Genomic DNA, 12,910 nt, shown 5'->3' on the forward strand with positions numbered 1-12,910 from the left:
CCTGCCGTTCGCGCTGCGTGGTTGATGGACAACGGTGGCCGGCCCCGTTAGATTGACGCCGGGGCAGGTTCCCCGGCCCTGAAACGCCGGGGAGAATTGCAGCCGTCCGGCTGTGCTGAGTACTGCCCCTTTGGGGGAGCCAAATGACAAAGAACACCGAGGCCAACGTCTGTGTGGTCCGCGTGCGCCAGGGAATATCGCGCATCACCTTGCGGCCCAGCGCCAGGATCACCGAGGAGGACGGGCGCCGCACCCGCGAAGAGCTGCTGGCCCTGACCGGAGGCTCGCGCGGCGGCGTGTTGCTGGAAATCACCGGCGTCGGCTCGGTCAGCAGGGAGGCAATCGGCGTCTACAGCTCTGCAGTGACGGTCAGCGCCTTCGCCATTCTTGGCAGCACTCCGGTGGACCGCGTCATCGCCCACGGTTTGCTGGGACTCCCGCTGCCGTCCTGCCCGAGCGAATACTTCACGGACGAGGCCGAGGCGCTGAACTGGCTCCAGACCGTCACGGAATGATTCCCGCGGTACACCGGCCGGAGTGTCCGGCGACCTGGAGCACTGAAAGAATGGTCGCATGACTGCCATCTTCCTGGTGTGGAACCCGGACCGCTGGAACGACTGGAACTATGCGTCCGTCGTCGAACAGGTCCGCGAAACCGGGCAGTTCCACGGCCGGTGGGACGTTGCCCGTCCCGCGAGCATGCCGGCCGGCGGAGATGCCTGGCTGCTGCTGCAGGGGAAGCATGGGCGGGGCCTGCTGGGACACGGCGCGGTGATCTCAGTGCAGCCCTGCGCCGGAGCGCCGGCCCCGGCGGCAGGTGCGGGTTCCACGCAGCTGATCGTCGCCTTCGATTCGCTGCTTCCCCTCGGCGACCAGATAGCGCCGGAGATTCTCAGGGACACCATTCCGGAGGTCCACTGGAGCATCGTCCGCAGCGGCCAGGCCATAGAAGCATCCCAGGAAGCCCGCATTCGTGACCTATGGCGGGTGGAAGGTCCGGCGCCACTCCCGGATTCTGCGCTGACGGTGCCCGGGACCTACCCCGCGTGGGCCGTCAGCACGGTTGGCGTGAACCGCTACGAACGGAACCCGGAGGCGCGGCGTGCCTGCATCGCCCACTACGGCACCACCTGTGCCGCCTGCGGCTTTTCTTTCGAAATCACATACGGCGAAACCGGCAGGGACTTCATCGATGTGCACCACACCGTGCCTGCTTCGCTGCTCGACAGCAATTACCGGCTGGATCCGGTCACGGACCTGGTGCCGCTGTGTGCGAACTGCCACGCCATGGCCCACATCGGTGCAACGACGCCGCGGTCGCTCTCCGAACTGCGCCAGATCCTGGCCGGCGCCGGCTTCATGCGCGGGCGCACCGTCAGCCCGGGGGAACTTGAGTCCCAAAATGAGGCACGGCGGATCCTCGGCCCCGCTCAGGCTGAGCCCGGGAACCCACCGGTTCCCGGGCGGTAACCACCGCGCAGGCAAGGCCATTCAGCCGGACGACTTCAGGGCCTCCCTCACGACGCCAACCAGGGAATTGAACCGGCCGTTAGCCGGCAGGTCATCAATGAGGACAGGACCCTCGGGACCCGCAAGGGGGATACGCCAGTTGGGATGTTCCGCGTCCGTTCCGGGCTGGTTTTGGGTGCGCGTTTCCCCCACGGCATCCACGAGGGCAACGCCCAACAGGGCGGACGGCGTCAGGGCAGTGAAGGCGTAGAGCGCCTCAACCGTGCGTTGCACATCGCCAGGTGCATCGGGAAGCAGGCCCCGTTCACGCACCAGCGCCAGCACGGCCTCCTGTTCGGCCGCGGCCTCCGCCCGTTCCTCCTCGACAGGACGCAGCAGCAGTCCCAGCGATTCCCGGAGCGTGACGTGCTCCCCGGCGAGATATCCCGCCGTCGGGGGAAGGTCGTGGGTATTGACGCTGGTCAGGCACTGTTGCCGGTATTCCTCGGGCGAAAGCGGTCCGCCTTCACCGTGTTCGAACCACAGAATGGAGGTACCAAGGATGCCCCGCTCCGTCAGGTAGTCCCGGACCCATGGTTCGAAGACGCCAAGGTCCTCCCCTACCACTGTCGCACCCGCCCGCTGGGCCTCCAGGGCCAGGATGCCAATGAGGGCTTCATGGTCGTAGTACACATACGTGCCCTCGGCCGGTCCGGCGCCTTCAGGGATCCACCACAAGCGAAAAAGCCCCAGGATATGGTCGACCCGGACGCCGCCTGCATGTCGGAGAATGGTCCGGAGCATGTCGCGGTACGGCTTGTACCCTGACGCCGCCAGGCGTCCGGGATGCCACGGCGGCTGGGTCCAGTTCTGTCCCTGCTGGTTGAAGACGTCCGGCGGGGCACCGACCGTGACGCCTTGGGCGAGCACGCCGTGAAGCATCCAGGCGTCGGCTCCGACGGTCTTGACGCCCACCGCCAGGTCATGGACGATCCCGATGGCCATCCCGCACGCTTTGGCCGCCCGCTGCGCCGTGGCCAGCTGCTCGTCGCAGATCCACTGCATCCAACGGTAGAACTCCAGCCGGTCCGCCAAGGCCTCCCGCATGGCGTCGCAGTATGGCGTGTCCGGTGACGACGCCTCGCCGTGCCATTCGGGTGCCGTGGCCGGCAGCCGTTCCGACAGGGCGCACCACAGCGCGAAGTCATCCAGGCCCTTACCTTCCGCCGCGCAAAAGTTTTCAAACATGAGGGCACGGCCGGGGCTGCGGCGGACCCTGAAGATGAGTTCAAGTGCTGCGAGTTTGGCTTCGTAACTGGAGTTCCGGTCCAGCAGGCCGTCGGCTGTATTGGCGGAGTGCAGGCCCGCCGCGCTGTTCCCGATCGCGGCCCGGGACGCAGGATCGAGGTAACCGTACTCCGGTACGTCTTCGACCCGGATGTAGAGCGGATTGAAGAAGCGGCGGGTAGTGGGCAGGTACGGTGAGTCTTCAATGGGCGGCCGGGGCTCCCCGGCGTGCAGCGGATTCACGAGGACAAAACCCGCACCGTCCTTGCCTGCAATTGCGGCAAGGTCCACCAGGTCGGAAAAGTCGCCGATGCCCCATGACCGGGAGGACCGCACCGAATACAACTGGGCGGTAAGGCCCCAATGGCGTTCGGACGCCAGGCGCCGGGTGGTCTCCAGCCGTTCGGGCGTGATGATCAGCGCACACTCTGCCCGTTTCCCGCCGGCGTCCGCATGCAGGGTGTGCCAGCCAAGGGGCAAACCGCCGGGAATGGCAAAGGCCGCCCTCCCCGTGAGGACGCCGTGCACATCCCTTGGCGCCTCCCAGTCATCGCGCTGCTCCGCGTCCACGCGGTCCCCGTCCTCAGTCACCGCCCACACGCTGACGCCCGTACCGTGCGGCACGTGAACGGCAACGTGGATTTCACGGCCTTCCCGGGAAACGACCGACGGCGGCAGCACGTGCGTCCACGGCGCCAGTTCCGCTTCATGCAGGGCGCCTTGCACATCGTCCAAGGTCTCGGTTCGATCCCCCAAGGCGGTCAACACGCCGCGTAGCGTGCTGGCCGCCACGGGATGTTCCACTCCGTCCCAACCGCGGAATGAGGTGCTCACCCCGCGGGTTGCCGCCAGTTTCCGGAGCAGTTCGTCGTCAATTTCCATGTGGTCCTGTGCCGTTACATCCGCCATGGCCCTACTCTATGGCTCCCAGAGCCGCGGCAAGGGCAGGGCCTGAGCATTTTCCGTAACCTCGGCCCCCGGAGTTTCCACTGGCTGCCGTACGGCCGCTTTCGACTCGATCCCTGCACCGGGTTAGCCTTGACACCATGGTCGACGTCGAAAGGTTCAGGATACTGCTGGAAGCGGAGCGCGCCCGGAAGACGGTGTTGCTGCCGGCCCTCCGTGCGGACATCAGCTCCGCCAACGCGGCGCGCCAGAACTCGAACGTCGACGACGAACATGATCCCGAGGGCTCCACCATCGCCTTTGAACTGTCCCAGGCCGCCGCGCTGATGCAGCAAAGCAGCGCCACGCTCGTCCAGGTTGAGGCTGCCTTGGTGCGGATCGCAGACGGCAGCTACGGCTACTGTGAGGTCTGCGGCACACCCATAGCCGAGGGCAGGCTCGAAGCCCGGCCGTGGACGCCCTACTGCATCGACCACGCCGGTGGCACGTTGGGCCGGAAAGCGTGACGGATTTTGCCGGTTCGCTGTGGCAGCGGATTCTTGCGGGATTTTCGCAGTCCACGTCCCCGCATGTGACGGCCATGGAACTGATTCTGGTCATCCTGATTGCCACTGCGTTGTCCCTCCCCCGGGGGTCCTGGCGGTACTTTGGACTGCTGGCCACCGTCACTCATGAACTCGGCCATGCGTTCGCGGCCCTCATGACCGGGCAACGCCTGGGAGGCATCCGGCTGAGCCTGGACCACTCCGGGACGACCACGACGTACAGCAGGGGCCGTTTCCCTGCCATCTGGTCTACGTTCTGGGGCTATCCGGTGCCAGGAGTCGTGGGAGCCGCCATGGTGTGGTCGGGCTTCAACGGCTGGGGACCGGCGGCGATGTCCGTAGGCACCCTGATCCTGCTGGGCTCCTTCCTGTTCATCCGCAACGCCATGGGGCTCCTGATCACATCCGCAGCCGTCCTTGGCTCGGCGCTCCTGGTGCTGTTCGTCCCGCCTGAATTCACCGCCCACGTTGTGATTTCCTTGGGACTTGCCCTGCTGGTGGCGGCAGTACGTGACCTCGCCAAGCTGTCCAACGTCCATCTGCGGCGCCGGGACAGGCTACCCACGTCGGACGCCCACCTCCTGTACCGTGCCACGTCCGTGCCGTCCGTCATCTGGATCCTGCTTTTCACCGCCGTCGTGGCCGGTTCCTGGTGGGTGGCCTGGCAGCCGATGGCGCAAGTACTGGTGACCTTGCCGGGGCTGGCGCCGCAATAAGGTGGAACCATGACTTCCGATTCCAGCGTTGCGGCCGAACATCGATCCGACCCCGGGTTCAGCACCCGAGGGTCCTATGTCACCGGCGGAGAAGAATTCACCCGGGACACCAACTACATCGAGGACCGGATCACCCGTGACGGCACCCCCGGCCCCAACGGCGAACCCGGCTGGCCTGTGGAGGCAGGCAGGTACCGCCTTATCGCAGCGCGCGCCTGCCCATGGGCGAACAGGACGGTAATCGTCCGGCGGCTGCTGGGGCTCGAGGCCGCCATTTCCCTCGGGCAGCCGGGTCCCACGCACGACGCACGCTCCTGGACATTCGACCTGGACACGGACGGCGTTGACCCGGTGCTGGGCATCGAACGGATCCAGGACGCCTACTTCCGCAGGTTCCCCGGATATCCCCGTGGAATCACCGTTCCGGCGATCGTGGACGTCCGGTCGGGCGAGGTGGTCACTAACAACTTCCCGCAGATCACCCTGGACTTTGCCACGGAGTGGACAGCGTTCCACCGGCCCGGAGCCCCGGATCTCTACCCGGAGCGCCTCAGGGCAGAGATCGACGAAGTCAACAGAAAAGTGTTTACCGAAATCAACAACGGCGTTTACCGGTGCGGCTTCGCCGGTTCCCAGCAGGCGTACGATGCCGCCTACGCCCGGCTCTGGACCGCCCTGGACTGGGTCGAGGAGCGGCTTGCCGGGCAGCGCTTCCTTGTGGGCGACTCGATCACTGAAGCGGACGTGCGCCTGTTCACAACCCTTGTGCGCTTCGATGCCGTCTACCACGGCCATTTCAAGTGCAACCGACAGAAGCTCAGCGAGATGCCGGCGCTGTGGGGTTACGCACGGGACCTGTTCCAAACGCCGGGTTTCGGCGACACCATCGATTTTGTGCAGGTCAAACAGCACTACTACATCGTTCATGAGGACATCAATCCCACCGGAATCGTGCCGCAGGGACCGGACCTGTCCGGCTGGCTGACACGGCACGGCCGGGAGGCGCTCGGCGGCCGTCCCTTCGGAGGCGGCACCGCGCCCGGCGCCGTCCGCAGCGGGGAGGAAGTCGCGGCGGGACACGGCGCACGCTGATCGCCGCCGTCATGCGCACGCCCCGCTAATGTTGAGCCATGCCAGTCTCGACAGGATTTGCCGCGCCCGAATACCAAGGGGTCCGGGCCCACTTTGATTCGTTCCTCGGGGATGATCCGGAATACAGCGCCCAGCTTGCTGTTTACCAGTCAGGCAACAAGGTGCTGGACCTCAGCGGCGGACCGCATCTGGCGTCGGATTCAATTACGGGCGCCTACTCCTGCTCCAAGGGTGTGGCCGCCTTCGTCATCGGCCTCCTGGTCCAGGACGGAATCCTTGACCTTGACCTCACCGTGGCGCACTACTGGCCGGAGTTCGCGGCCGAGGGAAAAGCGGCAATCACCGTCCGCCAGGCGCTCTCCCACCGGGCGGGCCTGCTGGGGTTGGAAGGCGGATTCGCACTCAGTGAATTCACGACGGCGGACGCGGCCGTCAGGCTCGCAGCGGCCGCTCCCCTGTGGCGACCCGGCGCCACATTCGGGTACCACGCCCTGACCATCGGCATCATCATGGAGGAGCTCTGCCGCCGCGTCGCCGGCAGCACGCTGCAGGAACTGTACGATGCCCGCATCCGGGTGCCTTTCGGCGTCGACTTCTTCCTGGGGCTGCCGGAAGACCAGGAGCCCCGCTACCGGGACGTGCTGTACGACGCGGACATCCTCCAGCCGTGGCTGGATCCGCTGGGACTCGAAGGCCTGAACGGCAACGCCGCGATCAGCACCGTCATGGAACTTCCCAACCACAGGGTCATCCGCCAGTACGGCATGAGCGGTGCCGGAGGCGTGGGATCCGCCGACGGCCTGGCACGCCTGTACGCTGCCGCCACCACCGGCGTTGACGGCGGCGATGCCTTCCTCGCAGCTGACACAGTCCGGACCATGTCCGAGGAACAGGTGTGGGGGCTGGACCGCGCGTCGGGCCTTGACAACGCTTTTGCCATTGTGTTCATGAAGCCGCATCCAAGCCGGAATTTCGGCAGCCACCGTGCGTTCGGCCACGAAGGCGCCAACGCCGCGCTCGGGTTCGCGGACCCCGCCTATGATCTCGCCTATGGCTACATTCCTGGAAGACAGGAAGAGGGCCGCACGCCCGGCCGGGCGCACCGTTTGGCCCATGCGGTTCGGCAGGTTGCAGCCTCGATCAGGCAGGCGCCCGCCGCCCGTGCATACTCCTGAGTAGGTTTGTCCACTTGTAGCACCATTAGGACCCGCCTAGGGTGAGGCCAGATGATCAAATCAAAACAGCATAACGAGGGATCACCGTCGCTGGCGGCCAGATTCTGGCGCACCACTGTGGAGAGCCTTTCCGCTGCCGTCTCGGGCCCGCGGCTGCAGTTGGCGGCCAAAGCGGGACTAGCCGCTGGACTGGCCTTCCTGGTCGCGCCCTTGATGCCCGGGGCCGCGGCCCAGTACCCCTACTACGCCCCATTGGGCGCCCTCGTGGCAATGTACGAGAACGTCGCGGGGTCCATGCGGCAAGGCGTCCAGACCCTCATCGGACTCGGGCTCGGCATCGGCCTCGCTTTCCTGCTGGTGAGCTTCAGCGACCCCACACCGGTGACCGTCGCCATCGTGATGGGCCTTGGAGTCCTGCTGGCCGGACTTCCCCGCCTCGGAGCCGGCCGCGACTGGATTCCCACCGCAGCCCTCCTGGTCCTCCTCGTGGGGGGAAACAACCCGGACGATTTCTCCTTCGGCTACCTCGTCCAGATGGGTGTAGGAGTAGTGGTGGGCATCGCGGTCAACGTGCTGGTTTTTCCGCCGCTCCACTTCAAAGCTGCGGCCCTCAGCCTCGCCGAACTGCGCTGGGCTTTGGCCAAGCAGCTCTCCGACATGGGTGCGGCCATGCGGGAAAAGTGGCCGCCCGAACACGAGGAGTGGGCAGTGCGTTCGGAGGCGCTTGCCCAGTCGGCACGGGACGTCAGGACCGCCGTCCAGAAGGCGGATGCCAGCCGGCAGGCCAATCCCCGCCGCCGACTTCACGACCACAACGTGGACCGGGACTACAACGACCTGCGCGGCTTGGAGAGCGTGACCTTCCATATCCAGGACATGACGGAGGTCCTGGCAGATGTGATTTGGGACGAGGATGCGCCCTTTGTGATCCCGCTTCCCTACAGCGAGCCCCTTGCTGATGCGCTGGACGCGGTCAGCGAAGTTCTGCGGTCCATGGAGGACGAGCAGCCTGACAAACAGAATGAGCTGATCGGGTCGGCCAAGGCCGCCGTGGACGCCCTGGCCGAGCGGATGGCCTCCGACGACGTCAACCCGCATGCCCCGAGCGCGGCCGAATCGATTGTCCTGACCCTGCACCGTATTCTCCGGGTGGTCACGGCCGGCCAGTCCTGAGCCCTAGCGGCATCCCGCGGTAACTGACATCAATCACGACGGCGGAGGTCACCTTGCGAGGTGACCTCCGCCGTCGTGATTTCTGCGGTATTTGCAGGAAAGGGAGGTTACAGCGCCTCCACAGAACCGCTGAAGTGCCGTCGGCCCGACCGCGGATTCCACGCCACGTACTGGGAGTGCTGCCAGGCGCCGGCCGCAGAATGGACCGAACTGATGTCCAGTGCCACGCGTGCGGGCAGGAACACCGGCGCTTCAAAGGCAACATCCCAGCGGAAGGAATCCCCCTTCACGGCGCCGACGTCGGCGAGCGCCCGCGAGGCAAGGTACATGCCATGCGCGATGGAGCGCCGCATGCCCAGGGCCTTGGCCGAGAGCACACTCAGGTGGATGGGGTTGAAGTCGCCGGAGACTGCGGCGTAGGCCCTGCCGGTGTCAACCCCCAACTGCCAGAGTGCAGTGGGGTCAGGCGCCGAGAAGGTTGCGGGAGTGGCAGGCGCCGAGGGCTTGTCGATCCCGGGGAGGAAGACGCCCTTTGCCAAGTACGTGGAGGTTCCCTTCCAGCGGACTTCGGTTTCACCCGTGCTGCGGACCTCTGCGGTGATGTCCACCTGCGTGCCGGCACGGTGCCCGCGCAGGTTCTCCGCCCAGGACGTGATGTCCAATGCCTCAGTGAACAGGACCGCTCCATATTGCTGCACCTTGTTGCTGAGGTGCACCATTCCCAGCAGCGGCAGCGGGAAATCGTCACGGTTCATCACGCTCATGGACAGCGGAAACGCGAGGGCGTGAATGAAGCCTGCAGGCAGGATGTCGCTTGCGGTCTCACCCACGAGGTGCTGGTAGGCCGTGAGGTTACCAACCTGAGCCAGCACTCCCCTGACTTCATGCCCGCAGGGAGGCAGCGCGATCCCCGTGTCCGTGCCAAGGACGCGCCGCCTTGCTGCAGTGGCGGCGGCATTGACGTACAGCTTGGATAGGGACGGCATGTCCCCGAGGATCAGGGGCTGGGCTGCGGTCATGCGCCCACCAGGTTCTGTCCGCATACCCGCAGCACCTCGCCTGTAATGCCGCCGGCGGCGTCGCTGGCCAGGAACGCAATTGCCTCAGCCACATCACCCGGCTGTCCTCCCTGCTGCAGGGAGTTCAGGCGCCGGGCGATTTCACGCGTCGCAAACGGAATCCGCGCGGTCATTTCAGTTTCGATGAAGCCCGGGGCCACCGCGTTGATGGAACCGTGGCGTTGCGCCAGGAGGGGTGCCGTTGCGCGCACCATGCCCATCACCCCGCCCTTGGACGCCGCATAGTTCGTCTGCCCCCGGTTACCTGCGATGCCGCTGGTAGACGCAACAGACACTATCCGCGGCGCGTTCCGGAAGTGTTCGGACGCCAACAGCGCCTCATTGATGCGAAGCTGTGCCGCGATGTTGACGGCAATCACGGAATTCCAGCGGCCCGCGTCCATGTTGGCCAGCAGCTTGTCCCGCGTGATGCCTGCATTGTGGATGATGATGTCCAGCCGCCCGTGCCTTCCGACAGCATGATCGATGATCCGCTGGCCAGCGTCCTCCCGGCTGATGTCCAACTGCAGCGCAGTCCCCCGGACCTCGTTTGCGACCGCTGCCAGGTGGTCCCCCGCGGCAGGGATGTCGACCACCACCAGGGTGGCGCCGTCGCGGTGGAGCGTGCGGGCAATCGCCGCGCCAATTCCCCGGGCGGCGCCGGTCACGACAGCCACTTTGCCCGCCAGCGGTTTATGGGGATCGGCCGGAAGCTGTCCTTCCCCGGAAGCGACTGTGAGGAGCTGGCCGTCGACAAAGGCCGACCGGCCGGACAGGAAGAACCTCAGGGCGCCGAGGGCACTGGGACTCACGGTGATTACCCCGTCGGCCAGCACGATGCCGTTTGCCGTGGCGCCGGCGCGCAGCTCCTTGGCGAGGGAGCGCAACAGCCCGTCCACGCCTTGACGAGCCGCCGCCGCGGCAGGCGTGGGCGCGCTCGCTGACGTCCGGGACACCGTGACGACGCGTGCGTTGGGCGCAAGATCCCGGACGGACGACGCCACTGAGAGGACCGGCCGTTCAAGGTCCTCCGGGCGGTCCAGTTCATCCAGGACCAGGACGATGGCGCCCAGTTTCTCCCGTGGCACGGCATGCCGCCGGACATCGAGGTCCCAGGACAGGAGGGTGGCGGCCAGGTCGTCAGCGCCGCCGCTCGATCCCTGGACCAGAATGGGACCGGGTACGAGCGACTGTCCCGGGTGGTATCGCCTGAGCATTACCGGCTGCGGCAGGCCAAGCCTCCTGGCAACGTCCTTGCCTATGCCGCGGCTTACGAATTGTGCGTATTTGTCCGTCACGCCGGCCTCCCTAAAGTGCTTCAAGAATGGCGACGACCCCTTGGCCGCCGGCAGCGCAGATGGAAATCAGGCCCCGGGCCGGACGGCCGTCCACCTGTCCCTTTTCGTGAAGCATCTTGGCCAGGGAGGCTACAATCCGGCCTCCAGTGGCGGCAAAGGGGTGCCCTGCCGCCAAGGAGGAGCCGTTGACATTCAGCTTGGAACGGTCGACGCTGCCCAATGCGCCGTCCAGGCCGAGCCGCGTGCGCCCGAATTCTTCGTCCTCCCACGCGGCCAGGGTGCTGAGGACTGTTCCGGCGAACGCCTCATGGATCTCGAAAAGATCGATGTCGTCCAGTGTGAGGCCGTTACGGGCCAGCAGCCGGGGCACTGCGAATGCGGGCGCCATCAGCAGGCCGTCCTTGCCATGGACGAAGTCGACTGCGGCGGCCTCGCCGTCGATGACTGTTGCAAGCTTGGGCAGCTCGTGCGCGTCCGCCCATTCTTCCGAAGCCAGCAGCACGGTGGACGCGCCGTCGGTCAGCGGCGTGGAGTTGCCGGCGGTCATCGTTGCCTCGGCGCCGAGGTTCTTACCGAAGACGGGCTTGAGCGTTGCCAGCTTTTCCAGGGTTGTGTCGGGTCGGAGGTTCGAATCCCTGTTCAGTCCGCGGTAGGGCGTGAGCAGATCGTCGAAGAACCCGGCATCGTAGGCAGCTGCAAGGTTTCGGTGGCTGTTGTACGCCAGCTCGTCCTGGGCTTCGCGTGCGATCTTCCACTGTGCGGTGGTCAGAGCCTGGTGCTCGCCCATGGAAAGCCCCGTCCGGGGCTCCCCCGTATTGGGCGCATCAGGTGCCAGGTCTTTGGGCCGCAGGCGGCTCAGCACCTGAAGCCGCTGGGGCAGGGACTTGGCACGGTTGAGGTCCAGCAACACCTCACGCAGGCCCTCGCTCACGGCGATCGGTGCATCGGAAGCAGAATCGACCCCGCCGGCGATGGCCGAATCGATCTGGCCCAGTTTGATCTTGTTGGCCAGGCCGAGGACCGTTTCCAGCCCTGTGGCACAGGCCTGTTGGAGGTCGTAGGCAGGCGTTTCCGCGGAGAGGGCCGAGCCCAGCACGGCCTCGCGGGTGAGGTTGAAGTCGCGGGAGTGCTTGAGGACTGCGCCTGCGGCAACCTCGCCAATGCGTTCGTCCTGCAGGCCGAAGCGGGCAATCAGGCCGTCCAGGGCGGCCGTCAGCATGTCCTGGTTGGAGGACTTGGTGTAGGCCCCGCCGGTCCGCGCGAACGGGATCCGGTTTCCGCCCACCACTACAGCCCTGCGCACCGTGCCCGCGGCAGGTGCTGGCGCGGAGGTGGTGGATGATTCGTCTGGTCCGGTTGCGGACAGTCCGTTAAAGGACATGTGCTGTCTCCTCTTGATCAACGCTGGTTACCGATACCCAGCGTACCTGATACGCTGGGTATCGTGAACATTCTTCATGCTGAACTTCCCGCGCCTTCCAGCAGCATCGTTTCAACCAGTGATGCTTCCGGCGGATCCGGCGGAGCGGTCGACGGGCGCGCCGCCCGCTGGCAGTCACACAGGGAGGAACGCCGGCGGGAACTCATCAAGTCCGCGCGTAAAGCCGTCCATGCACTAGGCAGCGATGCTTCCATGGAGGACATCGCCGCTGCCGCAGGCACGTCAAAGTCCGTGTTCTACCGCTACTTCGGTGACAAGGCAGGACTCCAGCAGGCAGTTGGCGAAGTGGTGCTCAGCCAGATGCAGCGCCGCATCCAGGAAGCTGCCCAGAGCGCCCAAACACCCCGGGAGGGACTCCTGGCCATGGTTTCGGCCTATCTCCAAATGGCGGAAACCAGCCCGAACGTCTATGCGTTCGTCACCGCCTACTCGGCAGGCGAGCCGGGGACAGCCAACCCGGGAATGGCAGCGGCCGGAGCCCTCGGCCACTTCTTCGAAGAAGTCCGCGACATGATTGCCCGGCCCATGCGCACGCATCTGGGCACTGGCAAGGAAGCCGTGATCGGTTACTGGCCCACCGCGGCGATCGGGCTCGTGCGGAACGCGGGTGAGCAGTGGCTAGGCACTCCGGCGTCCCCCGCCAAACCGTCCCCGGAAGCCATGGCCCGCCAGATCACCGCCTGGCTGTGCGTCGGGATAGCACCGGAACTGGAAACTGTTGACCCCAAGACCCAACCCCTTAGTGACCCAAACCCTTAGTGAATTGTCAG

Annotated in this window: 12 protein-coding genes; 8 read left to right on the forward strand and 4 right to left on the reverse strand. The window is 66.0% G+C overall.

Going from position 1 to position 12,910, the window contains the following annotated elements; translation table 11 throughout:
- The first annotated feature begins 143 nt into the window (after window positions 1-143).
- Together J2S97_RS04710 and J2S97_RS04715 are read left to right on the forward strand one after the other, a co-directional pair.
- Window positions 144-515, forward strand: a complete 372-nt coding sequence (locus tag J2S97_RS04710; protein WP_307047068.1) for a SpoIIAA family protein — start codon at window positions 144-146, stop codon at window positions 513-515.
- 58 nt (window positions 516-573) lie between these two features.
- Window positions 574-1,470, forward strand: coding sequence for an HNH endonuclease (locus J2S97_RS04715; RefSeq protein WP_307047070.1), 897 nt, complete (start codon window positions 574-576; stop codon window positions 1,468-1,470).
- Between the two features lie 21 nt (window positions 1,471-1,491).
- Here J2S97_RS04715 and malQ read toward each other — a convergent pair whose 3' ends face one another.
- Window positions 1,492-3,645: a 4-alpha-glucanotransferase gene (gene malQ / locus J2S97_RS04720; RefSeq protein WP_307047072.1), complete on the reverse strand. Its 2,154-nt coding sequence runs from the start codon at window positions 3,643-3,645 to the stop codon at window positions 1,492-1,494.
- A 137-nt stretch (window positions 3,646-3,782) separates the two neighbouring features.
- Between malQ and J2S97_RS04725 the strand changes: the two genes are divergently transcribed.
- The 5 genes from J2S97_RS04725 to J2S97_RS04745 are packed head-to-tail and all read left to right on the forward strand — an operon-like array spanning window position 3,783 to window position 8,343.
- Window positions 3,783-4,148 carry a TraR/DksA family transcriptional regulator gene (locus tag J2S97_RS04725; protein WP_307047073.1) on the forward strand — a complete coding sequence of 122 codons (366 nt, stop codon included), beginning with the start codon at window positions 3,783-3,785 and terminating at the stop codon, window positions 4,146-4,148.
- Window positions 4,145-4,903, forward strand: coding sequence for a M50 family metallopeptidase (locus tag J2S97_RS04730; protein WP_307047074.1), 759 nt, complete (start codon window positions 4,145-4,147; stop codon window positions 4,901-4,903). The genes J2S97_RS04725 and J2S97_RS04730 overlap by 4 nt, the downstream gene beginning before the upstream one ends.
- Before the next feature lie 9 nt (window positions 4,904-4,912).
- Entirely contained in the window at window positions 4,913-5,995 is a 1,083-nt protein-coding gene (locus tag J2S97_RS04735; protein ID WP_307047075.1) for a glutathione S-transferase family protein, read from the forward strand.
- Between the two features lie 38 nt (window positions 5,996-6,033).
- A complete protein-coding gene (locus J2S97_RS04740) occupies window positions 6,034-7,170 on the forward strand; it encodes a serine hydrolase domain-containing protein (RefSeq protein WP_307047076.1) in 1,137 nt (378 codons plus the stop codon).
- Between the two features lie 51 nt (window positions 7,171-7,221).
- Entirely contained in the window at window positions 7,222-8,343 is a 1,122-nt protein-coding gene (locus J2S97_RS04745; RefSeq protein WP_307047078.1) for an FUSC family protein, read from the forward strand.
- Between the two features lie 107 nt (window positions 8,344-8,450).
- Here the strand turns inward: J2S97_RS04745 and J2S97_RS04750 are convergent, their stop codons facing one another.
- Genes J2S97_RS04750 through J2S97_RS04760 form a run of 3 tightly spaced genes read right to left on the reverse strand, consistent with a single transcriptional unit; the run spans window position 8,451 to window position 12,080 of the window.
- Window positions 8,451-9,362, reverse strand: a complete 912-nt coding sequence (locus tag J2S97_RS04750) for a MaoC family dehydratase (RefSeq protein WP_307047079.1) — start codon at window positions 9,360-9,362, stop codon at window positions 8,451-8,453.
- Entirely contained in the window at window positions 9,359-10,699 is a 1,341-nt protein-coding gene (locus J2S97_RS04755; protein WP_307047080.1) for a 3-oxoacyl-ACP reductase, read from the reverse strand. The genes J2S97_RS04750 and J2S97_RS04755 overlap by 4 nt, the downstream gene beginning before the upstream one ends.
- A gap of 10 nt (window positions 10,700-10,709) precedes the next feature.
- Window positions 10,710-12,080 carry an acetyl-CoA C-acetyltransferase gene (locus tag J2S97_RS04760; protein ID WP_307047081.1) on the reverse strand — a complete coding sequence of 457 codons (1,371 nt, stop codon included), beginning with the start codon at window positions 12,078-12,080 and terminating at the stop codon, window positions 10,710-10,712.
- Window positions 12,081-12,185: 105 nt separating this feature from the next.
- Between J2S97_RS04760 and J2S97_RS04765 the strand changes: the two genes are divergently transcribed.
- Window positions 12,186-12,899, forward strand: a complete 714-nt coding sequence (locus J2S97_RS04765; protein WP_307047752.1) for a TetR/AcrR family transcriptional regulator — start codon at window positions 12,186-12,188, stop codon at window positions 12,897-12,899.
- Window positions 12,900-12,910: the final 11 nt, after the last annotated feature.

Source organism: Arthrobacter oryzae (assembly GCF_030812315.1).
Taxonomy (GTDB): domain Bacteria; phylum Actinomycetota; class Actinomycetes; order Actinomycetales; family Micrococcaceae; genus Arthrobacter; species Arthrobacter oryzae_B.

What these genes read in the sequence shown, in the direction of transcription:
- J2S97_RS04710 (WP_307047068.1), top strand. Translation starts at nt 144, where the DNA reads ATGACAAAGAACACCGAGGCCAACGTCTGTGTGGTCCGCGTGCGCCAG.
- J2S97_RS04715 (WP_307047070.1), top strand. Translation starts at nt 574, where the DNA reads ATGACTGCCATCTTCCTGGTGTGGAACCCGGACCGCTGGAACGACTGG.
- malQ (WP_307047072.1), bottom strand. Translation starts at nt 3,645, where the DNA reads ATGGCGGATGTAACGGCACAGGACCACATGGAAATTGACGACGAACTG.
- J2S97_RS04725 (WP_307047073.1), top strand. Translation starts at nt 3,783, where the DNA reads ATGGTCGACGTCGAAAGGTTCAGGATACTGCTGGAAGCGGAGCGCGCC.
- J2S97_RS04735 (WP_307047075.1), top strand. Translation starts at nt 4,913, where the DNA reads ATGACTTCCGATTCCAGCGTTGCGGCCGAACATCGATCCGACCCCGGG.
- J2S97_RS04740 (WP_307047076.1), top strand. Translation starts at nt 6,034, where the DNA reads ATGCCAGTCTCGACAGGATTTGCCGCGCCCGAATACCAAGGGGTCCGG.
- J2S97_RS04745 (WP_307047078.1), top strand. Translation starts at nt 7,222, where the DNA reads ATGATCAAATCAAAACAGCATAACGAGGGATCACCGTCGCTGGCGGCC.
- J2S97_RS04750 (WP_307047079.1), bottom strand. Translation starts at nt 9,362, where the DNA reads ATGACCGCAGCCCAGCCCCTGATCCTCGGGGACATGCCGTCCCTATCC.
- J2S97_RS04760 (WP_307047081.1), bottom strand. Translation starts at nt 12,080, where the DNA reads ATGTCCTTTAACGGACTGTCCGCAACCGGACCAGACGAATCATCCACC.